The sequence below is a fragment of the Bifidobacterium santillanense genome (assembly GCF_018555385.1).
GTDB lineage: Bacteria > Actinomycetota > Actinomycetes > Actinomycetales > Bifidobacteriaceae > Bifidobacterium > Bifidobacterium santillanense.
The window spans coordinates 180257-206973 of sequence record NZ_JAFEJS010000005.1 but is presented as its reverse complement, the minus strand read 5'-3'; the positions used below and the strand labels follow the sequence as shown (position 1 = coordinate 206973).

Annotated in this window: 22 protein-coding genes; 4 read left to right on the top strand and 18 right to left on the bottom strand. The window is 65.2% G+C overall.

Annotation, left to right across the window (positions count from 1 at the left end; genetic code table 11):
- Positions 1-170 precede the first annotated feature (170 nt).
- Entirely contained in the window at positions 171-1664 is a 1494-nt protein-coding gene (locus tag JS528_RS06565; protein ID WP_420838202.1) for an MDR family MFS transporter, read from the top strand.
- A gap of 312 nt (positions 1665-1976) precedes the next feature.
- On the opposite strand, the gene fruG is transcribed toward JS528_RS06565, so the two are convergent.
- The 4 genes from fruG to fruE all read right to left on the bottom strand — a co-directional run bounded on the left by fruG (position 1977) and on the right by fruE (position 6757).
- Positions 1977-2999, bottom strand: a complete 1023-nt coding sequence (gene fruG, locus JS528_RS06560; RefSeq protein ID WP_214358281.1) for a fructose ABC transporter permease FruG — start codon at positions 2997-2999, stop codon at positions 1977-1979.
- The gene (gene fruF / locus JS528_RS06555) at positions 2996-4066 is read right to left on the bottom strand and encodes a fructose ABC transporter permease FruF (protein ID WP_214358280.1); all 1071 of its coding nucleotides are present in this window, start codon (positions 4064-4066) and stop codon (positions 2996-2998) included. The genes fruG and fruF overlap by 4 nt, the downstream gene beginning before the upstream one ends.
- Before the next feature lie 11 nt (positions 4067-4077).
- Positions 4078-5607, bottom strand: a complete 1530-nt coding sequence (fruK, locus tag JS528_RS06550; RefSeq protein WP_214358279.1) for a fructose ABC transporter ATP-binding protein FruK — start codon at positions 5605-5607, stop codon at positions 4078-4080.
- Positions 5608-5779: 172 nt separating this feature from the next.
- Positions 5780-6757, bottom strand: a complete 978-nt coding sequence (fruE, locus tag JS528_RS06545) for a fructose ABC transporter ATP-binding protein FruE (RefSeq protein ID WP_214358278.1) — start codon at positions 6755-6757, stop codon at positions 5780-5782.
- 306 nt (positions 6758-7063) lie between these two features.
- On the opposite strand from fruE, the gene JS528_RS06540 reads away from it, so the two are divergent.
- Positions 7064-7333 (top strand): hypothetical protein, encoded by a 270-nt coding sequence (locus JS528_RS06540; RefSeq protein WP_214358277.1) that lies wholly within the window; start codon positions 7064-7066, stop codon positions 7331-7333.
- A 135-nt stretch (positions 7334-7468) separates the two neighbouring features.
- Here JS528_RS06540 and JS528_RS06535 read toward each other — a convergent pair whose 3' ends face one another.
- The 7 genes from JS528_RS06535 to JS528_RS06505 form a co-directional block, all read right to left on the bottom strand.
- Positions 7469-9235, bottom strand: coding sequence for an LpqB family beta-propeller domain-containing protein (locus JS528_RS06535; protein ID WP_214358276.1), 1767 nt, complete (start codon positions 9233-9235; stop codon positions 7469-7471).
- Complete coding sequence (gene mtrB, locus JS528_RS06530) at positions 9228-11018, bottom strand: MtrAB system histidine kinase MtrB (protein ID WP_214358275.1); 1791 nt, start codon at positions 11016-11018, stop codon at positions 9228-9230. The genes JS528_RS06535 and mtrB overlap by 8 nt, the downstream gene beginning before the upstream one ends.
- Complete coding sequence (gene mtrA / locus JS528_RS06525) at positions 11015-11812, bottom strand: MtrAB system response regulator MtrA (protein ID WP_214358274.1); 798 nt, start codon at positions 11810-11812, stop codon at positions 11015-11017. Before mtrA ends, mtrB begins: the two co-directional genes overlap by 4 nt.
- Before the next feature lie 33 nt (positions 11813-11845).
- Complete coding sequence (locus JS528_RS06520; protein WP_214358273.1) at positions 11846-13264, bottom strand: replication-associated recombination protein A; 1419 nt, start codon at positions 13262-13264, stop codon at positions 11846-11848.
- A complete protein-coding gene (locus tag JS528_RS06515; protein ID WP_214358272.1) occupies positions 13261-15858 on the bottom strand; it encodes a DEAD/DEAH box helicase in 2598 nt (865 codons plus the stop codon). The genes JS528_RS06520 and JS528_RS06515 overlap by 4 nt, the downstream gene beginning before the upstream one ends.
- Before the next feature lie 123 nt (positions 15859-15981).
- Positions 15982-16503, bottom strand: a complete 522-nt coding sequence (locus JS528_RS06510) for a hypothetical protein (RefSeq protein ID WP_214358271.1) — start codon at positions 16501-16503, stop codon at positions 15982-15984.
- Between the two features lie 32 nt (positions 16504-16535).
- A complete protein-coding gene (locus JS528_RS06505) occupies positions 16536-17615 on the bottom strand; it encodes a PPK2 family polyphosphate kinase (RefSeq protein ID WP_214358270.1) in 1080 nt (359 codons plus the stop codon).
- Between the two features lie 155 nt (positions 17616-17770).
- On the opposite strand from JS528_RS06505, the gene JS528_RS06500 reads away from it, so the two are divergent.
- Positions 17771-18415, top strand: coding sequence for a response regulator (locus JS528_RS06500; RefSeq protein WP_214358269.1), 645 nt, complete (start codon positions 17771-17773; stop codon positions 18413-18415).
- On the top strand, positions 18412-19521 hold the full coding sequence (locus JS528_RS06495) for a sensor histidine kinase (RefSeq protein ID WP_214358268.1): 1110 nt from the start codon (positions 18412-18414) through the stop codon (positions 19519-19521). Before JS528_RS06500 ends, JS528_RS06495 begins: the two co-directional genes overlap by 4 nt.
- A gap of 352 nt (positions 19522-19873) precedes the next feature.
- On the opposite strand, the gene JS528_RS06490 is transcribed toward JS528_RS06495, so the two are convergent.
- The 7 genes from JS528_RS06490 to JS528_RS06460 all read right to left on the bottom strand — a co-directional run bounded on the left by JS528_RS06490 (position 19874) and on the right by JS528_RS06460 (position 26669).
- Entirely contained in the window at positions 19874-20413 is a 540-nt protein-coding gene (locus tag JS528_RS06490; RefSeq protein WP_214358267.1) for a hypothetical protein, read from the bottom strand.
- Between the two features lie 179 nt (positions 20414-20592).
- Positions 20593-21150 (bottom strand): hypothetical protein, encoded by a 558-nt coding sequence (locus JS528_RS06485; RefSeq protein WP_214358266.1) that lies wholly within the window; start codon positions 21148-21150, stop codon positions 20593-20595.
- Positions 21151-21335: 185 nt separating this feature from the next.
- Positions 21336-22814 (bottom strand): acid phosphatase, encoded by a 1479-nt coding sequence (locus JS528_RS06480; RefSeq protein WP_214358300.1) that lies wholly within the window; start codon positions 22812-22814, stop codon positions 21336-21338.
- Positions 22815-23073: 259 nt separating this feature from the next.
- Entirely contained in the window at positions 23074-24312 is a 1239-nt protein-coding gene (locus JS528_RS06475) for an amino acid ABC transporter permease (protein WP_214358265.1), read from the bottom strand.
- Between the two features lie 4 nt (positions 24313-24316).
- Entirely contained in the window at positions 24317-24994 is a 678-nt protein-coding gene (locus tag JS528_RS06470; RefSeq protein ID WP_214358264.1) for an amino acid ABC transporter permease, read from the bottom strand.
- Between the two features lie 2 nt (positions 24995-24996).
- On the bottom strand, positions 24997-25839 hold the full coding sequence (locus tag JS528_RS06465) for a glutamate ABC transporter substrate-binding protein (RefSeq protein WP_214358263.1): 843 nt from the start codon (positions 25837-25839) through the stop codon (positions 24997-24999).
- A gap of 32 nt (positions 25840-25871) precedes the next feature.
- A complete protein-coding gene (locus JS528_RS06460; RefSeq protein WP_240541371.1) occupies positions 25872-26669 on the bottom strand; it encodes an amino acid ABC transporter ATP-binding protein in 798 nt (265 codons plus the stop codon).
- Positions 26670-26717: the final 48 nt, after the last annotated feature.

The following is a 26717-nucleotide window of genomic DNA, read 5'->3' as shown; positions in this document are numbered from 1 at the left end:
AGCCCCGAGGCCCCTCANGGCCNCGGGGCTTCGTCGTTCCTGGCCGATCCACGGACCGTTTGTCCAAACAGTCGCGCTAGACTTGCGAATCCGCCGGGAGTTCTCCGTTCTACGGCTAGGACCGGCCGATTACCATTTCCCAGGATTTGATAGTGCAAAGGAGAACACCCATGAGCGGTAGCATGTCTTCACAGCCGGACCCGTCGCGGACGGCGACGCCGAACCCCGCGGACGAGCGGATTCCGGCCAAACTGATCGGCGCGATCGTCGCGGTCGGCTCACTCGCCTTCATCGGCATCCTCACCGAGACGGTGATGACGGTCCTCTTCCCGCAGCTGATGCGCGAATTCCACGTGGACACGGCCACCGTGCAGTGGATCACCACGATCTACCTGCTGACGGTCGCCGCCACGATGCCGATCTCCTCGTTCCTCAAGCGCCGGTTCCGTCTCAAGTCCATCTTCCTCGCGGCGGTGGCGCTCGCGCTGGTCGGCTCGGTCATCATGATCTTCGCCCATGCGTTCCCGATGCTCATCGTCGCCCGCATCATCCAGGGCGTGGGCTCGGGCGTCGCCACGCCGCTCATGATGAACATCATCCTCGAACAGTCGCCGCGCTCCAAGATCGGCCGGCTCATGGGCGTCGGCTCCCTCGTCATCACGGTCGCGCCGGCCATCGGCCCGACCGTGGGCGGCGCCGTGACGACCGTGCTGCCGTGGCGCGCGATCTTCGTCATCGCGATCCCGCTGATGCTCGTCGCCACGGTCGTGGGCGTCCTGTGCATCGAGCAGAAGTCGTCGACCGAGGCGGCCTATCTCGATCCGCTGCAGTTGGGCACGATCATCGTCGCGCTCGTCGGCATGGTGCTGGGCCTCAATCAGGCGGGCGTCGCGGTGAGCGCCGCCGTGGCGGGCGAACCGGTCGGCTCGTCGGCCGTGGTCGCCGCGGTGAGCGTCGTGGCGGGACTGGCCGCGCTGGGCGCGTTCTGCTGGCTCACCAAACGCGCCTTCTCGCCGCTGCTGCGCCTCGGCATCCTGCGTGATCCGGTGGTGCTGCTGCATCTGGTGGCGTATCTCATCATGCCGATCGTCTCCATCGGCTTCGGCTACGTGATCACCAACGTGGCGCAGCTGGCGCTCGGCACGAACGCGTTCCTCGCCGGTTCCCTGGTGCTGCCGGGCGCGCTGATCGGCGCCGTGTGCGCGCCGCTCGGCGGATGGCTCTACGACCGCTTCGGCGCGGTCAGGCCGGTGCTGGTGCCGTTCGGCATCGCGATCCTCGGCCCCGTGCTGCTCTTCGTCTTCGCGATGGACCTCACTCCGGCGATGCTGGCCGGATTCTACTTCATCTTCAGCTTCTGCTTCGCGCTGGGCAACTCCAACGTGATGACCAGCGCCCTGAGCTCGATCCCGCACGAGTTCGCACCCGACGGCAACGCGATCTTCAACACCGCGCTCCAGTTCGGCGGCGCGGCCGGCACGGCCCTGTTCTCGACGATCCTCGCGGTCGCGCAGGCGGGCCACGGCTCGGAGGGCTCCCCCGAGTTCATGCACGCGACCGCCGTGGGCGGCTCGTGGGTGTTCGCCACGATGATCGTCATCTGCGTGGCCGGCTGGATCTCCCTGGCCGCCGCGTTCCGCATCCGCGCGTCGCGCCGCGGCTGACTTCCGGCCGGCGCAGTCCGCGCCGGTGCACCGATACGACGACGTGAGGGGCACGATCCGCTTATGGATCGTGCCCCTCACGTCGGATGAAAGAAGGAAAGGAAAAGAGAGAGGATTCCCCGTCGGGATGATGGGTTGGCGTACCATTCGTGTCCGCCCCGCGCCTCGCGGTGGGTGCGGAAGGCGGAAGCCACGAACCGGAACATCATTCTCGCCGAGGGATATTCAGTTATCGAGTGAAGCGGACTCCCCCGCCGTCCGGTCCGGCCGGATCCAATCGGAACCGGAACCGGGCCGGACGGCGGGGCGAATCTATTTCTTGTCGCCGACCGCGGTCACCACACGCTGCAGGACCACGAAGATGAGGATCATCAGGCCGACCACGATGGTCGTCCACTCGGCCGGGACGCCGAAGTCGGCGGTCAGCGGATCGATGATGGAGCGGACCAGGGCGCCGAGGGCGGAGCCGAGGACGTAGCCGAAGCCGCCGGTGATGATCGTGCCGCCGATGACGACGGAGGCGACCGCGTCGAGCTCCCAGCCGACGCCGACCGTGTTCTTGGCGGAGCCGATGTTCGCGATGTAGACGATCGAGGCCAGCGCGGCGAGGGTCGCGGAGGTGATGTAGATCGTGAACTGGGCGCGGCGGACCGGCAGACCCATGAGCTCCGCGGAGGAGCGGGAGCCGCCGATGGCGTAGATGGTGCGGCCGGTGCGGGTGTGGTGCAGGAGGATGTAGCCGCCGATGAGGACGACGATCGCGATGACCACGCCGAGGTTGAAGGACAGATCGTTGGAGATCTTCGGGTTGTCGATGATCTTGATCTCGTCGGAGATCACATCGAAGTTGTTGTTGTCCGGGAAGGTCAGCGAGTCGGTCGAGATGATGGAGGCGATGCCTCGGGCGAGGAACATCGTGGACAGCGTCGCGATGAACGGCTGCATGTTGAATTCCTCGATCAGCGTCGCGGCCAATGCGCCGAACACCGCGCCGATGAGCAGCATGATCACCATCACGAGGACGGCGGGGACGCCCGCGTTCGCCAGCTTGATGCCGATGACGGCGGTGATGGCGACGATGGCGCCGACGGACAGATCGATGCCGCCGGTGAGGATCGGCAGGGTCATGGCCACGGCCAGGATGATCAGGTAGGCGTGGTCGATGAACAGGGAGGAGATGAATCCGAGTCGCAGGTAGGTGCCGAAGAGCGCCTGACCCATGATGATCATCAGGATGAAGATCACCACGGCCGCGATGGTCGGGATCATCTGTGCGTCGAGGCGACGCGTCTTCTTAGCGGCCTTCTTGGCCGGGGTTGCCGTAGCTGTTGTCATGCTGCCACCGCCTTTGCTTGGGCCTTGAGCGCGCGCTTACGCTTGAGTTCCGCGCTCAGGTTACGAACCTTGGGAGCCTGCATCACGCAGATCACGATCACGACGACGGCGAAGAAGGCCGGCGTTGCGGCGGAATCGATGCCGAGGGTGATGATGGTCTTGCGGATCATGGCGATGATGACGGCGCCGACGGCGCTGCCGGAGAGGGAGAACTTGCCACCGAGCAGCGAGGTGCCGCCGATGACGACCGCGAGGATCGCGTACATCTCGAGGTCCTGGCCGGTCTTGACCACGTCGACGCGCATCACGGACGCGGTGGCGAACAGGCCGGCGATCGCGGCGAGGAAGCCGGAGATCGCGTAGACCAGGAAGAGGATCTTCTTGGGCTTGATGCCGGTCATGCGGGAGGCCTCGGGGTTGATGCCGACGGACTCGATGAACATGCCCATGGCGGTCTTGCGGCACAGCAGGCCGACGAGGATCACGATGACGACGGCGATCACGAAGTTGGCCGGGATGCCGAGGATGAAGCCGTTGGCCATCCACTTGAGCGGCTCGTTGCCGGCGACCGCGGAGGCGTCGGTGTTCTCGCCGGAGGTGATGACCTTCGCCAGGCCGCGGCCGGCGAGCATCATGATCAGCGTGGTGATGAACGGCTGGAGGCCGAGGAACGCGATGAGCGCGCCGTTGATGCAGCCGACGATCACGCCGATGACGATGGCCAGCAGGATGGCCAGCCAGACGTTCATGCCGCCGTTGAGGGCCTGCATGGCCGCGGCGCCGGCGACCGCCATGACGGAACCGACCGACAGGTCGATGCCGGCGGTGGAGATGACGAGCGTCATGCCGGTGGCGATCATCAGGTATCGGGCGGACTCCTGGAGCATCGTGATGAGCGGGCCGGCCAGACCGCCGGTGTTGTCGTTCCAGCTCAGCGCGAGGAACCCGTGGTCGAACAGGGTGCACAGCAGGATCAGCAGGACGAGCGCGATGGCCTCGACGGTCAGGTTCGAGCCCAGCAGCTTCTTGAAGACGTTGTTCTTGTCTTCTTGCTTCTTATCAGCCATCATCCCTCCTTTCAGTTGTTCACGTTCGTGTTGGCGATCGTCTCGACGATGGTCGACTGCGAGACGGTGTCGTCGTTTTCGATTTCGGCGATCTTGTGGCGGTCCTTGAGGACCTCAATGTCGTCGGACAGGCGCACGACCTCCTCCATCTCGGAGGAGATGAAGACGACGCCCATGCCCTTGGAGGCGAGGTCGAGGACGACCTGCTGGATCTCGGCCTTGGCGCCGATGTCGATGCCTCGGGTCGGCTCGTCGAGGATCAGGAGCTCCGGGTGGGTGGCCAGCCAGCGGCCGATGAGGACCTTCTGCTGGTTGCCGCCGGAGAGGTTCTTGATCGGGCGGTCGGGGTCGGCCGGGCGGACGTTCATCTCCTTCATGTACTTGTCGACGATCTCGTCCGCCTCCTTCTTCGGGATCGGCTTGAACATGCCGCGCGTCGCCTGCAGGGCGATGAGGATGTTCTGGCGGACGGTCAGGTCGCCGATGATGCCCTCGTCGCGGCGGTTCTCGGTGGAGTACGCGATCTTGTTCTTCAGGGCGGTGTACGGGTCGTTGATCGAGACCTGCTTGCCGTTGAGCTCGTAGGTGCCGGAGTCGGGCTTGTCGGCGCCGTACAGGAGGCGGCCGAGCTCGGTGCGGCCGGAGCCCAGCAGGCCGGCGAAGCCGACGACCTCGCCCGCGTAGATGTCCAGGTCGGTCGGGTTGATGGTGCCCTTCTTGCCCAGGCCCTTGACGTCGACGATCGGCTTCTCGCCGGGGGTGATCTCGCGGCGGGCCTTCTTGGCGCCGATCTGCGAGAGCTCCTCCGCGGACTTGCCGATCATCATGCCGATGAGCTCGTCGCGCGGGGTGTCCTTGGTCATGACCTCCTTGATGAACTTGCCGTTGCGCAGGATGGTCAGGCGGTCGGTGATCTCGTAGATCTGATCGAGGAAGTGGGAGACGAACAGGATGGCCACGCCCGAGTCGCGCACCTTGCGCATGATGGCGAACAGGTCCTTGACCTCGTTGGCGTCGAGGGAGGAGGTCGGCTCGTCGAGGATCAGCACCTTGGCGTTGATGACCATCGCGCGGGCGATGGCGACCAGCTGCTGCATGGCGATGGAGATCGAGGACAGCGGGGTGTGCGGGTCGATGTGCTCGAGGCCCATCTGCTTGAGGTACTTCTTGGCGGCCTCGTGGGTCTTCCTCCAGTCGATGCCGAAGGGGCCGCGCTTCTCGTGGCCGAGCATCACGTTCTCGCCGACGGAGAGGTTGGTGCACAGGTTGACTTCCTGGTACACGGTGGCGATGCCGGCGTTCTGCGCGTCGAGGGTGCCGTTGAACTGCTGCGGCTTGCCATCCACCACGATGGAGCCCGCGTCGATCTTGTACACACCGGTGAGCGCCTTGATCATCGTCGACTTGCCGGCGCCGTTCTCGCCCATGAGAGCGTGGACCTCGCCCGGGTAGAGCGTCAGATCGACACCGTCCAGGGCCTTGACGCCCGGGAACTCGATCGTGATGCCCTTCATCACGACGATAGGGGTTTTGTCTGTCATATCTTTGCCTTTGGGAGAAGGGAGATTGTTACCGTTTTGTGATATTTCGGCCTCACATGAATGATGGTGCAGGAAGTCGTACTTCATGCACCATCATGTGGATTCATGTTCGGTTGTGGGATATCACCGATCCGGCCGGAACCGGATGACGATCAGCGGATCGACGTGCCGATCAGTAGGCGCGGGAGCCGGAGTCGAGGGCTTCCTTGGCGGAGGCGGCGTCGAAGGTCTTGGACTCGATCTGGATGTCCTTCTCGACCTTCTTGCCGTCCAGGTGGTCCTTGACGGCCTGGGCGGTCTCCTTGCCGAAGATCGGGTTGTACTCGATCACGAAGGAGAGGTCGCCGTCGACGAGGGCCTGCAGGGCGTTCTTGGTGCCGTCGATGGTGACGACCTTGACCTTGCCCTTGAGGCCGGCGGCGTCGATGGCCTGCGCGGCGCCGAGGCCCATCTCATCGTTCTGGGCGAAGACGAACTGCGGGTTGTCGGACTTGTACTTGTCGAGCAGGCCGGCGGTCACGGTCTTGGCCTCATCGGTGGACCAGTTGGCGGACTGGGACTCGAGGACCTTGATGTTGGAGGCGACCTTGTTCTTCCAGCCGGTGCCGCGGTCCTTGACCACGGACAGGCCGGCGGGGCCCTCGAGGATGAAGCCGTTGGCGCCGTCCGGGAAGCTCTTGTTGATGAACTCGGCGGCCTGCTCGCCGGCCCACTCGTTGGACGGTCCGATGTGGGAGACGATGGCCTTCTTGGCCTCGGCGTCCTTGACGTCCACGTTGCGGTCGACGGTGAAGACCGGGATCTCGGCCTCGGCGGCCTTCTTCAGGGACTCGTCCCAACCGGAATCCTCGGTGGAGGACAGGATGATGGCGTCGACCTCGTCGTTGACGAACTTGTTGAACGCCTGGATCTGCTTCTGCTGGTCGTTGTTCTGGGTCGGCGAGTAGATCAGGTCGAAGCCGGCGTCCTTGAACGCGGCCTGGATGTCCTTCTCGTTGGCGGTACGGAAGCCGCCCTCAGGACCGACGGCGACGAAGCCGACGGTCTTCTTGCCGGAATCCTTGGCCGAGCTGGCGGAACCGCAGGCGGCGACGCTCACCAGGGCGGCGGCGGAAGCGACGAGCGCGATGGCCTTCTTCCAATTCTTCATTGCTACTCCTCCTCGAGTGTTCGAGATTCGCAGGGGCCCTTTCCCCTGCATTTGGTTTTCCTTGATGGCTCCGTGCCATCGACATGTCCTAGTATGAATCAAACATCGAGGGCGTTCAATCGTGAGCGATAACAATTCGATAACGTCTTGATGACGAATTGATAACATCATGGCGACGACCCGGAAAACCGGCGCGGTTTCGCCGTTTCCGAGTGATAATGAAGGAGCCGTAACGAGGCGCCGCAGCCCCTGTTCTCCGGAGGCGAGGGCGCCCGAACAGTACAACGCACATGAAAGGAACCCTTCATGGATACCGTTTTCCTCATCATCAAGCAGGTCGAGGGCGTCAAGCATCTGGCCGGCGTGGCCGCCACCATCGGCGACGCGGCGAAGCTGCTGGCCAAGTGGGAGCCGGAGTGCCCGGACAACTTCAACTTCCTGGGCACCGAGGAGGTGTACGGCGTCAAGCGCCACCTCTTCAACATCCCGTTTAACATGGAGTACCTCATCTACGAGGTCCCGCTGAACTCCGAGGTCCCGCAGGAGCTCTTCAAGAGCGAGTACGGCGGCATCTGATCGCGTTCCCGCCTTCCCGCAGGGGCAGGCGAGGCGTACGGAAAAGGAGGCCGTTCCGTCCCGAGCATGGATCCATCCGGCTCGGGGACGGGACGGCCTCCTTTCCGTACGCCCGCGGCGCCGCGGCTGCGTCGTCTACTGCGCGCCGAGCGCGGTGACCTGGGAGTCGGCGATCGACCACGAGCCGTCGAGCGAGCCGGACACCGAACGCACGATGCCGAGATCGTCGAGCACGGCGAGCCTGCGGTACAGGGCGATCTGTCCGGAGGCGAGCGCGACGACCGCCGTGTCGGGCAGGCGCTGCACGGTGTCCGGTCCGGGGACGATCTGCCGGAAGGCCTGCTGCTCGGTCGACCGGCCGTTCCCGTCGACGGGCGAGGTCGCGTAGACGAGGTTCAGATCGTTGTAGAACGTCACCATCGTGACGCCCCTTCGTCTGGAGACCTGCGTGGATCGTTCGGCGAGCGCCGCGGGGGTCTGGTCGTCGTCGCGCACGATGCCGGTCAGTCGCACGCCGCCGTCGCCCATGGCGAGGGCGAGGCGGGCGCCCTCGGACGAGACCGAGACGGACCGGATCACGCCGTCGGCCAGCCATGCGGGCGTGAGTCGTCTGCTCACGCCCTCGCGCGAGACGTAGAGGCTCCTGCCGTCGGCGGCGACGGCCCAGATCTCGCCGTCCAGCCCGGAGGCGATCGAGGAGAGACGCGCGCCGCCGAACATCACGCCGCACGAGGAGGCGTCGGCCTTGAGGCATTCGGCGACGCCGTCGGCGCGCAGCACCGCTCCCCCGTTGGCGGAGAACGCGAACCCGAGCGCGTCGTCGAATCCCTTGGTCTCGCCCACGCGCAGCGGGCTCGACGAGCCGAGCGAGACGATGCGGCCGTCGGTGAGCGTGTAGATGCCGACGCTGGGCTGCTGGGTGTCGAGGCCGACGTCGCCGTCGATGTTCGAATAGTCGTTGCCGTCGACGGTGACCTTGAGCGAGGCGCTGTCGACGCCGTCGCCGAGCGTGAGCCTGATCAGATGGACGATGAGCGCGCGCTCGTCGTCGCCGAGGCCGAGGAACCCCCGCCCGAGCTGGACGTGCGGCACGTTGCTCTCGATCGGCACGGTGTTGACGGCGAGCGCGACCTTCTCGGTGCCGAGGTCCTTGACGGCGTCGCCCAGCCAGCTGATGCCGTCCGAGAGCACGGCGCGGACGGCCTGCGTGCGCCAGTTGCGCCAGCTGAACCAGCGCACGTCGGGGACGAGGTGCCTGCCGGGCGCGTCGACGCGGTAGACGGACACCTGCCGGAACGCCTGTTCGAAGTCGGCGGAGGAGACGGCCACGCCGTCGTCGAGTCCGGAGATGCGCCATTGGCCGTCGACCTTGCTCATCGTGAACGACATGGTCACGGGGTCCTCGGCGTCCGTCGGGGTGAACAGGCCGTATTCGTCGAGACGGCCGATGACGTTCATCTCGGCCTCGACGATGATGCTGCCCGTCGAGGCCGACGAGGCGAGCGGGATCGTCTTCCTGACGAAGCTCGGCGCGCCGTCGTAGACGATGGCGGAGTCGTCGCCGCGCCAGGTGTCGGCGGCGGACGAGGTGAGGTATTCGCGCGCCACGCGGTAGCCGTCGGACTGCACGCCGGCGGGCATCGCGTTGAAGAAGCCCTCGACGATGCCCTCGGGCTGGTCGTCGTCCGTCGGGCCGGCGGGGCTGGTGTAGACGCGGCGCGTCTGCTTCTCGACCGGCGAGAACGCGCGGATGGTGCCGGACGAGGGCAGTCCGATGAGACTGGAGCAGGCGGACGGCGCCGTCAGGGCGAGCGCGGCGAGCGCGGCCGCGAGCGCGCGGACGACGCGGGGCCGGCGGTCGGGGGTTCCCTGGGGCCTGTGGTCCCTATGCGGCTCACGCATGGCGTTCCTCCTCGTCGGTCTCGGCCGCGTCGCCGTCCGCGTCGGAGAACGGCGCGTCGAGGTAGTCGACAGCGTGGTTGTCGGCGACGCCGAATCCGCCGGTGACGAGCATCCGGTCGGTGTCGCGGCGGAAGTCGACGGGCAGGTCGACGTCGGGTACGGCCCCCTTGGCGGGGTCGCGCGGCAGGATGACGAGGAACCACGTGCCCTCGTCGAGTTCGGAGCGCACGCGGATCGTGCCCTGATGGAGCTTGGCGTCGGTCATCGCGATGGACAGGCTGAGGCCGGTGCCGCCGGTGGTGCGGGCGCGCGAGGGGTCGCCGCGCCAGAACCGGTCGAACACGTGCGCGACCTGGTCGGGCGACATGCCGACGCCGCGGTCGCGCACGGAGATGACGACGGCGCGCAGGTTGGCGGCGAGACGCACCTCGATGGGGTTGTCCTCGGCGAAGTCGACGGCGTTGGACAGGAGGTTGCGCACGATCCTGATGACGCGGCGCGCGTCGATGCGGGCGAGCACCTGGATGTTGGGCAGGTCGACGTGGATGGGCACGCGTTTGGCGGCGGCGAGTCCGGACACCTGGTCGACGGCCTCGCGGATGGGGTCGCGCACGTCGGTCTCGACGAGGTCGACGGCCGCGTAGCCGGCATCGTAGCGGGAGATCTCCAGCAGATCGGCGAGCAGGTCCTGGAAGCGGTTGATCTGGCCGCCGAGCAGTTCGACGGTGCGCCGGGTCATCGGATCGTAGTCGTCCTTGCGCGTCTCGAGCAGGTCGGAGGCCATGCGCATCGTCGTGATCGGGGTCCGCAGCTCGTGGCTGACGTCGGAGACGAAGCGACGCTGCATGGCGCCGGCCTCCTCCAGCTCGCCGATCTTCTGGTTGAGGGCGTCGGCCATCGTGTTGAACGAGTGCTGCAGGGAGCCGATCTCGTCCTTGCGCGTCTCGGGCACGCGCGTCTCCAGGTCGCCGGAGGCGAACGTCTCGGCGGCGTCGGCCACCTCGGAGACGGGCCGGACGATGCCGCGCAGCGTGAGCCAGACGACCAGTCCCATGAGCACGCTCAGCGCGAGGCATACGACGAGCAGGTTGAGCTGGATCTGCATCAGGGACGCCTGCTGCGTCTCGTAGGAGAACAGGGCGAAGAACGCGAGTCCGCCGGTGGCGCCGAAGTCGAGGGTCGTGCCGAGCACGGCGCCCGGCGTGCCGCCGTCGCGGTCCGATCCGATGGAGACCGGCTGGTAGAACACGTGGTCGGAGCGGTCGGACGTGACCGCCGTGCGGATGTCGTCGCTGACCTCGGATTCGTACGTGGGGTCGGTGGAGACGGGCACGACGAGCCGGTTGGACGAGTCGCGGCTCCACAGATAGACGCTCACGAGGTTGGAGGCGCCCTCGTTCTGCAGGGAGGAGGCGAGGTCGTTGACCAGCTGCTGGTACTGCACCGAGTCGGACACGTCGGCCGAGTCGAGGCTGGACTGGGCCTGGACGACCATGTCGGAGAAGTCGGCGCGCGCCTGGTTGGTGACCTGGTCGAGCAGGCTGGCGCGCACGGAGATCATCGAGACGAACGAGAAGACGACCGCGACGACGAGCGCGACGAGGACGACGAGCGCGACGGTGCGCGCCTGCAGGGACCGCCTGACCTCGGCGCGGCCCGAACGCAGCAGACGGCGCCAGCTGAAGCGGCGGCGCGAACGGCCGAGCGGACGGCGGCGCAGCCATCCGGCGAGACGGTCCACGCTCCCGGACGATTCGCCGTGGGTGCCGGGCGGGGCGATCATGCGCGCGCGTGCGGCTCGGGCGGCACGAACTTGTAGCCGATGCCGCGCACGGTGACGATGACGGACGGCTTCTCGGGGTCGTCCTCGACCTTGGCGCGCAGTCGCTGGACGTGCACGTTGACGAGTCTCGTGTCGCCGGAGGATTCGTAGCCCCACACCCGCTTGAGGAGGCTGGAGCGGCTGATGGCGTCGCCGGCGGAGGCGGCGAGCACGGAGAGCAGTTCGAACTCCATCGGCGTCAGACCCAGGTCCCTGCCGTCCTTGGTGGCGGTGTGGGCGAGACGATCGATGACGATGGCGCCGCGTTCGATGTGGTTCGGGTCGCCGGATGTCTGGCCGTCGCGGCCCGAGCCGTCGCCGTTCGCCCCGTCGACGCCCGATCCCGCCCCGGACGCGGTCCCGGCGAGCTTGTCGCTGATGCGGAAGCGGGCGCGGATGCGCGCCAGAAGCTCGGCGACCTTGAACGGCTTGGGCACGTAGTCGTCGGCGCCGGCCTCGAGACCCGCGACCACGTCGACGGTGTCGGATTTGGCGGTGAGCATGATGATCGGCACGTTCGAGGAGGTCGCGCGGATGCGGCGGGCCACCTCGGTGCCGTCGATGCCGGGCAGCATCACGTCGAGCAGGATCAGGTCGGGGTCGACGGTGGGGAACATCTCCACGGCCCTCAGGCCGTCGAGACAGGTCACGGTGCGGAACCCCTCGTTCTCGAGCACGATGGAGAGCATCTCCCCCAGCGCCTGGTCGTCGTCGACGATCATGATCGTCCTGCCCCGGAGCTCGTCCTGCGTCATCGCCGGTTCCTTTCTCCCGTCTCCTTCACGTCCTCACTGCTTCGGGTTCATTGTACCCGCCGCGCCCGTTGGGATGCCATCCGACCCATCCCCCGAGTGCAGGATCGGCCGGATGCGTTTGAGGTTCGCCGCGACCTCCCGCTCGTAGCCGCGGTCGTTGGGATGGTAGTACTCCGTGCCACGCAGCTCCTCGGGCAGGTACTCCTGCGGGGCGACCGCGCCGGGCCAGTCGTGCGCGTACCGGTATCCCTCGTAGTTGCCCCATTCCTTCATGAGCTTGGTGGGAGCGTTCCTCAGGTACAGGGGCACGGCGCCGATGCGTCCGGCGTCGACGTCGGCGAGCGCCGCGTTGATCGCGTTGTAGCTGGCGTTCGACTTGGGGGCGGTGGCCACGGCGATGGTCGCCTCGGCGAGGATGATGCGCGCCTCGGGCATGCCGACCAGGGCGACGGCCTGCGCGGCGGCGACGGCGACCTGCAGGATCTGCGGGGCGGCCATGCCGACCTCCTCGGCGGCGGCGATCATGATGCGCCGGGCGATGAAGCGCGGGTCCTCCCCGGCGCGCAGCATGCGGGCGAGGTAGTGGATCGCGGCGTCCGGGTCGGACCCGCGCATCGATTTGATGAACGCGGAGATCACGTCGTAGTGGTCGTCGCCGTCCTTGTCGTAGCGCACGGTGGCGGTGTCCATGACGGTGGAGACGACCTCGGGGGTGATGGTCGGGCGGCGTCTGCCCTTGGCGCGGGCCTTGTCGCCGGTGACGGCGCCGGCCGCGGCCTCGAGGATGGTCAGGGACTTGCGCGCGTCGCCGCCGGCCATGCGCACGATCTCGGCGACCGCCTCGTCGCTGGCCTTGACCTCGCCCTTGAGCCCGTGATCGCTCGTCAGGGCCCGTTCGACCAGTGCGGTGAGCTGTTCGGGTTCGAGCGATTCGAGCTTGACGACGACGGAGCGGCTCAGCAGCGGTTTGATGACCGAGAAGCTGGGGTTCTCGGTGGTCGCGCCGATGAACGTGACGTCGCGGTTCTCGACGGCGGGCAGGAGCGCGTCCTGCTGCGACTTGGAGAAGCGGTGCACCTCGTCGATGAACAGGACGGTCTCCCGGCCGCTCGCGACGAGGCGTTCGTGGGCGCGGTCGAGCACGGCGCGCACGTCCTTGACGCCGCTGGTCACGGCCGAGAGCTCCTCGAACACGCGCCCGGACTGGCGGGCGACGATCGTGGCGAGCGTGGTCTTGCCGACGCCGGGAGGGCCGAACAGGATGATCGAGCTCGGCGCGGTCAGACTTCCCCTGGAGGCCGGGTTGGCGAGGCGCCGCAGGGGCGAGCCCTCCCCCAGCACGTGGGTCTGGCCGATCACCTCGTCGAGGGTGCGCGGGCGCATGCGCACCGCGAGCGGACGTGTGACGTCGTCGGGCGCGTCGGTGGCGCCGAACAGGTCGTTGTCGCTCATTCGCCGTCCACCGTGCCGACCCGGTAGTCGTGGAACACGACCTCGCCGGACTCCTGGGTGGCGTCGAGGTCGACGACGCCGGTGATGGCCCAGTCGTGGTCGCCGTCGGAGTCGTCGATGATCTGGCGCACCTTCCACGTGTGCTCGTCCCTCTCGTGGCGCTCGTCGAGGATGAACAGCTCGCCGGAGCGGGCCTTGGCGTCGGTGTTGACGTACTCGTGCTCGTCGTAGTAGTCGTCGAGCGCGTCCTCCCATTCGTGCACGCCGTAGCCCCAGTCCTTGTCGAGCGCGCCGAGCGTGTCGGGGTCGTCGAGGTCCATGAGCTTGACGCGGCGGAACAGGGCGTTCCTGACGAGGACGGTCAGTCCGCGGCGGTCCTCGACGACCTGGTCCCTTGCGCCGGGCGCGGCGAGCGAGGCGGCGGCCTCGGAGGCGTCGAGCGAGTCGCCGCCGGCGTTCTCCCACTCGTCGACCAGCGAGGAGTCGATGGAGCGCACGAGCACGCGCAGCCAGGCGATGATGTCCTTGAGCTGCTCGTCGCGCTTCTCGGGAGGGACCGTGCGGGCGAGCGCGCGGTACGCGTCGGACAGGTAGCGCAGCAGGGTGCCCTCGGAGCGGGCGATGTTGTAGCGGGCGATGTAGCCGGTGAAGTCGGAGGCGGTCTCGACCATGTCGCGCACGACCGACTTGGGGCTGAGGTAGTAGTCGTTGGCCCACGGCACGTCGTGGCGGTACTGGTCGAACGCGGCGTCGAGCATGTCCTCGAGGGGCTTGGGGTAGGTGATCTCCTGGAGCCTGTCCATGCGCTCGTCGTAGTCGAGGCCGTCGGCCTTCATCTCGCTCATGGCCTTGTCGCGGGCGGCGCGCTCCTGGGCGCGCAGCACCTGCTTGGGGTCCTCGAGCGTGGCCTCGACCATCGAGATCACGTCGAGCGCGTACGTCTCGGACTCGGGGTCGAGCAGCTCCAGTGCGGCGAGCAGGAACGGGCTGAGCGGCTGGTCGAGCGCGAAGTCGTCGGGCATGTCGAGCGTCATCACATAGTCGTCGCCGCCGTCGCGGGTCTTGAGCACCTCGATCACGTCGGTGTCGAAGAGGGTCTGGAAGATCTCGTCGGCGCGCTGGTGCAGGTGCTCCTTCTGCTCGGGGGTCTGCGCGGAGTCGTCGATGAGGTCGTCGATGCGCGCGCGGGCGTCGCCGCCCTGCTCGACCTCGTTGAGGACCATCGAGTGCGTGATCTTCAGGTGCGGGACGAGCGTCTCGGGGTCGGCGTCGATGAGCTTGTCGAACGTGTTCTGGTTCCAGGTGACGAAGCCCTCGGGGGCCTTCTTGCGCTTGACCTTCTTGAGCTTCTTCGGGTCCCCGCCGGCCTTGGCGATGGCCTTCTGGTTCTCGATCTCGTATTCGGGGGCCTCCGCGATGACCAGGCCCTCGGTGTCGAAGCCCATGCGGCCGGCGCGGCCGGCGATCTGGTGGAACTCGCGGGCGCGCAGACGGCGCATCTTGGTGCCGTCGAACTTGGTCAGGGCCGTGAGGACCACGGAGTGGATAGGCACGTTGATGCCGACGCCGAGCGTGTCGGTGCCGCAGATGACGGGCAGCAGGCCCTGCTGGGCGAGCTGCTCGACGAGGCGACGGTAGCGCGGCAGCATGCCGGCGTGGTGGATGCCGACGCCGGTGCGCAGGAGCCGCTGGAGGATCTTGCCGAACGCGGTGGTGAACTTGACGCCCTTGATGGCATCGGCGATCGCCGCGCGCTGCTCCTTGGAGGAGACGCCGGTGGAGGCGAGCGCCTGCGCGGTGTCGAGGGCCGCGTCCTGCGAGAAGTGGACCACGTAGATCGGGGTCTCGCCGTTCCTGAACGCGAGTTCGACGGTCTTCTCGAGCGGGTCGAGCGTGTACTCGTAGGTCAGGGGCACCGGTCGCGGTGCGTCGGCGATCACGTCCACGTCGGGCGTGTCGTTCAGGTCCTCGAGCTTGTCGGCGATGGCGTCGACGTTGCCGAGCGTGGCGCTCATCAGGAGGAACTGGGTCTGCGGCAGGGTCAGCAGCGGCACCTGCCACGCCCAGCCGCGCTCGGGGTCGCCGTAGTAGTGGAACTCGTCCATCGCGACGAGCCCGACGTCGGCGTGCTCGCCCTCGCGCAGGGCCTGGTTGGCGAGGATCTCGGCGGTGCAGCAGATGATCGGCGCGTCCGCGTTGATGTGGCTGTCGCCGGTGATCATGCCGACGTTGTCGCGGCCGAACACCTCCACGAGGTCGAAGAACTTCTCCGAGACGAGCGCCTTGATCGGCGCGGTGTAGTAGGAGCGCCGTCCGGTGCACAGGGCCGCGAAGTGCATGCCGAGCGCGACCAGCGACTTGCCGGAGCCGGTGGGCGTGTTGAGGATCACGTGGTCGCCGGCGAGGATGTCCATGATGGCCTCCTCCTGATGCGGCCACGGCTCGATCCCCTTGACGTCGCCCACCCAGCCGAAGAAGCGCTCGTAGATGTCGTCGGCCGTCAGGTTGCGCTCCCGCCCCTCGCCGTCCCATGCGGGCGCGAGCCGCCCCAGCGAACCGTGCGCCTTGTCCCTCTCATCAATCTCGTCAGTCATTCCTCCTAGCTTAGCCGCCGCCGAGCCTCGACCGGGTCGACATTCGCCTCGAGCGAGACGGGAATCGCGGGTCTCACGGAGAACAACGTCCTTTTCGCGCTATCAGTCAACGCGGGAAAGCCGTCAATCCATCGCACACGTCGACGAGGAGTTCTCCCCACCACCCCGTTTCAGGAAAAGACCCTCCTGATCGACCAGCATCCTGAATACATCAAACGAACTCATCTCCTCGCTCAGGCCGTAGAACGTCACGGAGAAACCACCGCAGACGCTCACCAGAACCCGTGGGGAATCAAGCAGAATCTGAAGGGAGGAGAAGTCCTCGACTATGACCTTTCTTATGAGAAGGTCCATCTTCTCCGGGGAATAGGACCGTATATCCGTATCATATGAAAAATCACCGCACGGTCTACTCGGCTCCGTCAGATAAACCCGACACGATGTGAAATACAGGATCTTCAGTATTATGCGAGAAATCTTTTCCGCAAACAGTGGAAGATACGTCTGTTCGAAATAGTCTTCCAGCTCGAGGAAATCCGGATTGACGGCCTCATACGGAACATAGTCGACGAAACAGTATCGATCCGACCGCTGCAATGCCTCAACATCCTCATACACGGTAGGGCTCCCCTCTTCCGGCACCACGCCGGCACGGTTCAACCGTCACGGCGCATTCGTCAGGCCCCGCCCAGTCGCCGCCGCGCCGCGGACGGGTCGACGTTCGCCTCGAGCGGGGGCCAGGTCATGTTCATGTTGCGCATGGCGGTGCGCAGGAGCTCGGAGACGACGGCGCGCGAGTACCAGCGGTTGTCGGCCGGCACGAGGTACCAGGGCGCGGCCGGGGTGCTGGTCCTCTCGAACACCTCCTGCCAGGCGGCCATGTAGTCGTCCCAGCGGTCGCGGGCGTCGAGGTCGGAGACGTCGAACTTCCAGTACTTGGTCGGGTCGTCGAGACGTGCGAGGAAGTGCCGGCGCTGCTCCTCGCGGCTGGAGACGAGGAAGATCTTGATGATCGCGCACCCGTCGGCGGCGAGGCTGCGTTCGAACTCGTTGACGAGGTCGTAGCGGGCGCGCCACACGTCCTCGGGGAACGTGCCGTACACGTGCGGCATGACGATGTCCTCGTAGTGGGAGCGGTCGAACACGGCGATCCAGCCCGGGTCGGGCAGTTCGCGCTCCACGCGCCAGAGGAACCCGTGGGAGGCCTCCTCCTCTGTGGGCTTGCCGAAGCCATGGTAGTGGATGCCCATCGGGTCGCCCTGGCGGAACACATGACGCACGATGCCGCCCTTGCCGGAGGCGTCCATGCCCTGCAGCACGATGAGGAGCCTTCGGTTCGAGCCCTTGACGCCGTTGGCGTACATGAGCCGCTGGTAGCGGGCGATGCCGGAGGCGCTCAGGTCGATGAACCGTTCGGCGTCGTACTTGTCGCCCTCGAAGCCGGGAGTCTCGCCGGCCCCGTGCGCGGCGAGGTCGGCGACATCGACGCCGTGATGGAACATGAGCCGCTGCGCCGGCGGCATCGACCACACGGCGCTCAGGAGCTCGCTTGATTTGGCGGCGTTGGCGAGGCGTTCGGCGACGGTCTCGCTCTCCTCGATCAATCCGATGCGTTCCTCGGCGAGGTCCATCGCCCGGTCGATGCGTTTGCCGGCCGATTTCGAGGGCTTGCGGTCCTTCTCCCTCTCGCGGGTCCTGCCCTTGTCGCCCTTGCCCGGCTTCCGATCGTCTTTGATGTCCTTGTCGTCCTTGGCCATGAGCCGATTCTACGCCCGACGGTCCGGAGCATCGTCACGCACACGCCCGCGATGTCCGCATGACACGGCGAGTGCACCGGATTGCCCCTCACCTGCGAAGCATTATGATTATAGATGATTAAATACGATCACCTTTGATGTTGTATGAGGAATCGATGATCACTGTTGGCATTGTGGACAATGACCCGTACGCGGTGGCGGTGCTGTCGAAGCTGCTGCGGGACGGCGGCCTGCAGGTCGCATGGGGCGTCACGTCGGCCGCGCCGGCGCTGCGCCGATGCCTGTTCGACGCGGACGTCCCGCAAGTGCTCGTCTCCGACGTGCAGATGGACGACATGAACGGCATGGAGCTGTGCCGGCAGATCAGGCAGCGCAGGACCGTCCCCGGCATCATCATGATCACCGCGTACCCGCCGGAGCGCTACCTCGACGAGGCCGTGAAAGCCGGCGCGCAGGGCCTGTACCTCAAGACGGACATGCACGGCATCCGCGCCGGCGTGCGCGCCGCGGCGGCGGGGCTGAGCGCGCAGCCGGACGCCGGGTTCATGGACTGCGTCGAGGCGCGCGGCGCCCTGCTGCGTGGGCGTGGCGCGAAGACCGACCTGTCGGAGCGCGAGCGCACGGTGCTCGGCATGTACGCCGACGGCAAGACCACCGACGACATCACGCGCGCCCTCGCCGTGAGCAAGGCCACCGTCGCCACCTACGAGAAACGCGCCAGCGCCAAGCTCGGCGCCGCCACCCGCGCCCAGGCCGTGGCCAAATACATCCGCCTCCTGATGACCGGCAGCACGTGGTGAGCGATATGCGACATCGATTCATCGGCATTGCTCGATCCATTACGAATCATTGGACCACGGCAATCTCTCTGACCGCAGCGATGTTCGGGATAGTGGAGACGACCTTCTACTGGTTCAGCGGATTGATGGGCCCGTACATGCTGCCATGGGCCGTCGCGCAGATCAGCACCTCGGTCGCGATGGCGAAGCGCCCCCGTGCGGGCGCATGGGCGACCGGCATCATCTGGGCGATATGCATACTCTCCCCGCAACCGGTCCTGAATTCGGGCCTGTTCGCCACGCTGTGCGCACTTGCTATATTGGCCTATAATAAGCTCTCTTACAGCATCATTCTCTGTCTGGTCGATTCCCTTTCATTATCGGTTTTCATAGGGAAGGAACACACCCTTCCCTGGTCGACCATATTCAATATCCTCACGCTGTTCATATCCGCAATCACCTTGGGGCAGATTCTCAAATGGCATACGGAAATTCTCAGCAATCGTCTTCAACAGGACAAAGAAAGAAAAGACCGGATGTTGGCCTCGCAAATACACAGTGACATCGCCAATGGACTATCCGCGACGATTCTCCAACTGCAGACTGGCTCACAGCCAACCGAGACAATATGCACCGAGTTGAAGGAAACACTTCAGAGGGTTCATAACGTCATCAATCTGCTCGAGACCCAGCAACCGATGATTACCGATGACGACACCGACTCCATCGTGGACATGCAAGCGAACATCGAGCAACTGAGCACGCACAATGACGGCATACTCCACTCACTGAACATATCAGGCAGCACCATTTTCCCAACGCAAAGCGTTCATATGACCCGGATGAATGCAACTCTGGCGAAGGAACTGCTTAAAGAGACATACAGCAATATAGCGAAACACTCCGATCCAGCACGAGGTTACATCGTCTGCATTCATCCCGAAAGCAATGAACTCCGCATATCGGCAAGCAACATCGCAGGAAATCACCAAGAAGAACTCTCAGGGAAATACGGTCTGAAAAACCTCAGCAAAGCGATAGAGGATTCAGGAGGCATTCTGGACTACGGATACAGCACAAACAATCCAACGGAATGGAACCTCTTCGCCAAAATACCGTATCGGTGATGTCACAACCTGCATATCCACACAGGTAGTGGAGGGCACGACAAACTGCTTACGGAAGCAAATGTGCATGGATATGAATTATCACCGTCATGTTTCATCATCTCCCCATCATCCAAATATCGAATCACATGCGGTCCATCAAAAGAGAGACAACCGGCATTCATAACATCGAAAGATCCTCCCCTCTGATTCCAGGAATCGGCATACACACCCAATATACACAATCCACACATTACAGCAACTAAAACCGCAGACGCAAGAGTTCTCATTCACAACACTTTCTTTGACATACACGACCTATTGCTGCCTCATAGTCACATGAGGCAGCAATAGGAAACACCGAATTCACTACTCAATTTTTATTTTTGGAAAGCGAATACATATGATTTTGGTCAATATACATCCAGTTTCCATAATAGGCACCATTAGGCTTATACAACCACCACCTCCACTCATACATAGGCGCCATGCCAACCTGCGACAACATCCTAACGTTCCATTTTAGAGTTCCACCGGTAAAGGAACTGACATAGGACGAAAGATAGGCTCCCATAACTCCTGATACCATCGCACCACTTACACCCATTGTGCTACCAATTATAACCGCGACGGCCGCCACATTGGCACCAGCTTTCCACGTAATCTTTTTCTTACCAGATCCAATCTGAATCCAATCTTGGATAGATCTTGATTCATTTGCAACAGACAATGAAGAGTTGCCTACATGCTTAAGCAACTCATTGAGTTCGCTTTCTGTCATTACAATAGAATTGCCATACTGGTATATATCTCCCCGTTCATTAGCATTAGCGGGAATAACGCATCCCATTGATACAGCAACCGCGGCCGACATTGCCACTGCTGCAATAGATTTCATATTTCTCTTATTCATGAGATTCCTTTCTTATTTCACCAAAGCTTCATTGCTTTGATGTCTAATATATTATCAGCGTCTCGCTCTGACGTAAAAATATCTGTCCTCCGTAATAGGACAAGACTATTTTATGATACAAAAAGTGACCACCTACGTAAATACGAAGATGGTCACTTGACAAACGTATTGGCCCCGCTCTACCGCCTGTCGTTGAAGACGAAGGCGTTGGTGAAGCCCGCCACGATGAGGAAGACGAGGAAGGCGATGAGCGCGGGATCGGCGAACCACGAGGTGGATGATTCGCCGGAAGCCCGCACCAGACTCGCCGCGAACGCCAGCCATCCGGCCGCGACAACGCCGACGACGATCCGTCTCCCCGCCCTTCTCGTCCCGTAGGACAGTTTCCGGTTAACGATAGGGATGAGCGCGTCGCCGATCCGATCCCCGATGGGGTGCGGGCGCATCGTGACTGCCAGACAGGTCAGCGCCACGCCCAGCAGCATCGCGATATCGGCCGCCGCACCCGTGGACCAGCCGACCATCCGGTCGATCCGCGTCGGCGCGAACGCCGCGGACCAGAACAGGACGTTCCCAACGACGAAGAGCATCGCCTTGACCGTCAGCCGGGCCTTCGGGTGCAGGATCGGCGCGTCAGGGAGCGGATCGTTCGCGGGATCGTACCGCTGCCTGATCGCCCGAATCGGATGCCCGCCCTGGGTGGAAGGAATGTTCGATGAAACCCTGTGGTCGTCCATCACGACTCCTTTCGGCGCGGGGAGCGCCATCGCTCCCGTTGATACGCATGCTACGCGCCACGCCCCGGAACGCCGAATGCTCTGTCTTCCTCAGCATGACAGAGCATCCGACGACTACGCCTCCCAACCGCCGACGGGGCGGATGGAATGAATGAATCAGGTGCAGAGTGCCGCAACGGACGGTATCATCCCTCGCGCCGATCGCGCACGCGCATCGCGAGGGAGGCGATGAGGGCGGCGACGGTGCCGATGGCGACGGCGATCAGGGCGCGGCGGTGGACGTCGACGAGGATGAGGCCGGGACCGGCGGACTTCAGCTCGTTCTCGCCGGCCGCGGCGTCGGAGGCGGGATGTTCGCCGTTGTCGGCGTATTGGGCGTTGACGACGCTCGGCCCGTTGATCGACGCCTCGTCGGCGGTCTCGACCTTGACGACGTCGCCGTTGTCGTCCAGCGTGACGCGGGCGCACAGGGCCTTGGCCCAGTTGATGCGCTGCCAGCCGTCGCTCGAACGCCACAGCGGATAGCCGGAGTCGAGCGCCGTGGCCTTCAGGATCGCGTTCCTCTGATCGGCGTGGAGCTGCGGGTAGGCGAGGCGCAGCACGTCGGCGGCGCCGCGCGGCGCGGTGAACGGACGGCCCGACTCGCCTTTCACCTGCGGGAAACCGTAGGTCATGCGCGCGGTGTAGACGCGGGTCGCGGACGCCCGGTCCCGAACCTTCTCGGTCGCGACCGGGTCGAGGAAGCCGTTCGCGTACCCGCCGGTCGAGCCGGCCTTGAGGTTCGCGATGCATGCGGCCAATGTCGAACCGTGGCCGTCGGCCCTGCACCGCGAGGTCAGGTACGAGCGCAGCTGGTTCGCGGCCGGCACGACGGCGTCGGCGAAGTCGTTGTGCCAGTACTGGCCGTTCTGCGCGGACCCGCCGATGCGCCCACCCATGATGTCGAGCGGATAGTGGACGCCGAGCACGATGCGGTTGTTGCCAGCCTCGGAGGTGCGCGCCATGATCTGCGGTGCGAGTTCGGGGATCATGCCGGCGAGCGCCACGCCCCACGAGTACGCCATCGTGGTGTGTCCGGACGGGTAGGAGCTGTTCTTCTGCAGGTTGGAGTAGCCGGGGATGTGCTCGCCCCAGGAGGGCGATTCCCTGATGTCGAGCGTGGCGGGGAGTCCGGCGAGGTCGTTGACGCCGTCGTAGGTGCTCACCGAGCGGTCGAGGTAGGGGCGCGGGTGCATGGCGGCGCGTTTCGACTGGTAGGTGGAGGCGACGTTGAAGCGGAACAGGTCGACGACGAGCTGCAGCTTGTGCTCGTTGATGCCTTCGGTCATGTAGCGGCCGAGCACGGGGCCGAGCGCGTCGGGCATGGTCTCCCTCGGGTAGAGGTCGGAGTCGACGAGGGCGCGTTTGCGCTGCGGGGTGAGCCCGTCCCTGCCGGAGCCCTTCGCGCCGAGGTGGTTGATCTCGACGGCGAGGTCCTCGTCGCGCCGCATCGCGTCGACGTCGAGCACCTTGCCGCCCTGCTTCGCGCTTTTCGGCGCCTGCCAGTAGTCCTTCTCGTAGTCGGACAGAAGCGCGACCCAGTCGGGATTCGGCAGCTGGTCGGCGCGGGCGGCGGGCAGCGGGCCCGCGAGCGCTCCGGCGATGGCGAGCGGCACGATGACCATCAGGGCGCAGCAGACGGCAATCAGACGGGAGGCGCGGCGGCAGGAGACGGCGCGACGACCGGCGCGCGCCCGGTCGGGTGACGACACGGACGACGACACGGGCGATGCGGGCACGGCGGATTCGGCGGATACGACAACGGCGGACAGGCTGGGGAGTTTCACGTCTCCCAACCTATCCGCCGTTTCGCTACGTAGCGCGAGCCCAGTTAGAACTCTGGGTGAACTCTTCGTACCGGGTTAGCGCAATCCGAGCCTCGGCTCAGATCTTCGGCCGGCCGCCCAGATCGCCGTGACCCTTCTTGCCGATGTCGTTGTGCGGCTTGAACGCGGCGCGCTCGTGCTTCTCGCCGTGGCCGTACTGGTCCTTGCGGTCGGCGTCGTGGCCGTGGCCCGAGGAGTCGCCCTTGTTGTGGGACTTGGCCTTCTCCTCGCGGAACGGCACGCCGGTCTCCGGGTCGACCTGCGACTCGGGGTGCGTCTCGTCGTAGCCCTGCTCGTAGCAGGTGCGGCGCCAGTTGCGGATCGACGCGTTGGTGCCGCGGTGATGCACATGGTACTGGCGCGGGGCGCCGCCGAGCGGCAGCTCCTCGACCTCCTTGGCCACGGCGATCTGGTTGACGTTGGACGGGTCCATGATGGCGATCGGCGCGACCGGCTCCGGTTCGGCGGGCGCGGCCGTGCGCTGCTGCATGCGCTCGGGCAGCCATTCGGCCAGGCGAGAGAGCAGCCAGCAGGCGATGAAGTAGATCACCGCGGCCATGACCAGCGTCTGCAGGATGTTGAAGTACATCGAGCCGAGTCGGCGCGACTCCTGCAGCAGATCGGTGTACATGATGATCGAGCCGAGCGCGGTGTCCTTGAGGACGACGACCAGCTGGGTGACGGCGGCCGGCAGCATCGCGTACACGGCCTGCGGCACCTCGATGGAGAGCAGCGACTGCGTCTCCGTCAGGCCCAGGGCGAGGGAGGCCTCGCGCTGGCCGTTGGGCAGGTTGCCGACGCCGGAGCGCACGAGCTCGGCGACGACGGAGCCGTTGTACAGGATCAGGGCGATCACGACGGCCCAGTAGGACGGGCTCGGCAGGCCCGCGAACGCGAACCAGCGCCAGAAGAAGATCATGAGCAGCAGCACCGGCACGGCGCGGCAGAACTCGACGATCACGCCGGAGACGCCGCGCAGCAGCACGCTCGGCAGCAGACGGCCCACGCCGAAGACGAGGCCGAAGACGACGGCGCCGACCACGGCGACGATGGTCGCCTGGATGGTCATCCACAGGCCCGGCAGGTAGAAGTCGGTCCACGCCTCGCGGTCGACGGCGGGCTTCCACAGCTCCCAGCTCAGCTGGTTCTCGCCGTCCGGCGGGTTGTGGAATCGCATGAGGATGAGCACGACGACGATGGCGAAGACGATGCCGGCCACCCAGTTGAGGGTGCGGATGCGGCGGCGGCCCTTGGGGCCGGGCGCGTCGAACAGGACGGAATTGGAAGTATCGGCCATGACGTCACCTCCTGACGGCGAGCTTGTTGGACAGGTACGTGGTGAGCATGCCGATCGGGATGATCAGGATCACGTAGCCGAACGCGAAGATCAGGAAGATCTGGATGATGACGTCCGGGCGGAACTCGATCATCTGGCTCATCAGCGACGACGTCTCGGTGGAGACGGACGCCGCGGCCGCGACGGTCGAGTTCTTGAGCAGTGCGATCAGCGTGTTGCCCAGAGGGGCGACCGAGCCGCGGAACGCCTGCGGCAGGATGATCTGCGTGGCCGACTGCATGAAGTTCAGGCCCAGCGCGCGCGCCGCCTCGGCCTGGCCGAGCGGCACGGTGTTGATGCCCGAACGCAGCGACTCGCACACGAACGCCGCGGTGTACAGGCTCAGGCCGGTGACGGCCAGCCAGAAGAAGTTCGTGGCGAACGTGTCGGAGAAGGTGAGCTTCAACTGCGCGTAGGCGCCGAGAACCATGAACACCATGATGATCGTCAGCGGCAGGTTCTTGAACAGCTCGACGTAGGCGCCGGCCACGGCCCTCATGGAGGAGATCGGCGAGATGCGCATCATCACGAGGATGACGCCCAGGATCGTCGAGAACAGGGCGGACCACAGGGTCAGCTCGATGTTCACGAGGAACGCGCCGAGCACGTCGTACTGGCTGAAGAGTTCGAGGAATCCGTTCATCGTCAGTCGCCCTCCCCCTCGTTCGGCGTCGGCGGGTTGTAGCGCACGTCCGGCGTGTACGAGGTGCCCTTCGTGTTGTCGGCGACGGCGCGCTTCCACGAGCCGTCCTGGATCATGTCGACGATCGCGTTGTTGATCTGGGCGGCGAACTTGGTGTCGCCCTTCTTGATGCCGACGCCGTAGTACTCCTGCGTGAACGGCTTGCCCACGACCCTGAGCTTGCCGCGCGACGCGGAGGCCAGGCCCGCGAGGATGATGTCGTCGGTGGTCACCGCGTCGACGATGCCGGAGAACAGGGCGGTCGCGCACTCGGCGTAGCCGGGCTGCTCCATGAGCTGCACCTCGGAGGCGAACTTCTCCTTGACGGTGGCGGCGGAGGTCGAACCGGTGACGGAGCACAGGCGCTTGCCGTTGAGGTCCTCCGGGCCGTTGATCGAGTGGTCGTCCTTGCGCACGAGCAGGTCCTGGCCGGCCACGAAGTACGGGCCGGCGAAGGACACGGCCTTCTTGCGCTCGTCGGTGATCGAGTAGGTGGCGAGGATCATGTCGACGTCGCCGTTCTGGAGCATGGCCTCGCGCTGCTTGGACGGGGCCTCCTTCCAGACGATCTCGTCCTCGGAGTAGCCGAGCTTCTTGGCGATGTACTTGGCGACGTCCACGTCGAAGCCGACGTACGTGCCGGACTTCTTGAAGCCCAGGCCCGGCTGGTCGAACTTGATGCCGATGCGGATCTTGCCCTCCTCGCTTTCGCCGCACGCCGCGAGGGACATCGTGCAGGCGAGTGCGGCCACGACCGCGATGACGCGGCGGGCCGTCCGTTTCATATGCGTGGTGAGATTGAACATGTGGTCTTCCTTCTTCGCTTCCCCCGCCCGGATCAGTGGGTGAGGATCTTGGACAGGAAGTCCTTGGCGCGCTCGGTGCGCGGGTGGTCGAAGAACTCGTCGGGAGTGTTCTCCTCGAGGATCTGTCCGTTGGCCATGAAGACGATGCGGTCGGCGGCCTTGCGGGCGAAGCCCATCTCGTGGGTGACGCAGATCATCGTCATGCCCTCGTGGGCGAGCTCGACCATGACGTCGAGCACCTCGTTGACCATCTCGGGGTCGAGCGCGGAGGTCGGCTCGTCGAAGAGCATGACCTTCGGGCGCATGGCCAGGGCGCGGGCGATGGCGACGCGCTGCTGCTGGCCGCCGGAGAGCTGGGACGGCATCTTGTTGGCCTGCGAGTCGACGCCCACGCGGGCGAGCAGGTCCATGGCCAGCTTCTCGGCCTCCTTCTTGTCCATGTGGCGGACCTTGACGGGGGCGAGGGTCACGTTCTCGAGGATGGTCTTGTTGGCGAACAGATTGAACGACTGGAACACCATGCCGACCTCGGCGCGAAGGCTCGCGAGCTCCTTGCCCTCCTGGGGCAGGGCCTTGCCGTCGATGCGGATGTCGCCGGAGTCGATGGTCTCGAGGCGGTTGATGGTGCGGCACATGGTGGACTTGCCGGAGCCGGACGGGCCGACGACGACGAGCACCTCGCCCTTGTTGACCTTGAGGTTGATGTCCTTGAGGACGTGCAGGTCGCCGAAGTGCTTCTCGACGTGGGTCAGCTCGACGAGCGGACGGCCGGGTTCGTCGCCCGGCACCAGGGGCGCCACGGGGCGCTTTTCTTCTTCTTTTTCTGACATAGCCCGGCAGTATAACCACAACGTGTTAACGGTTGGCTACCGAACGGA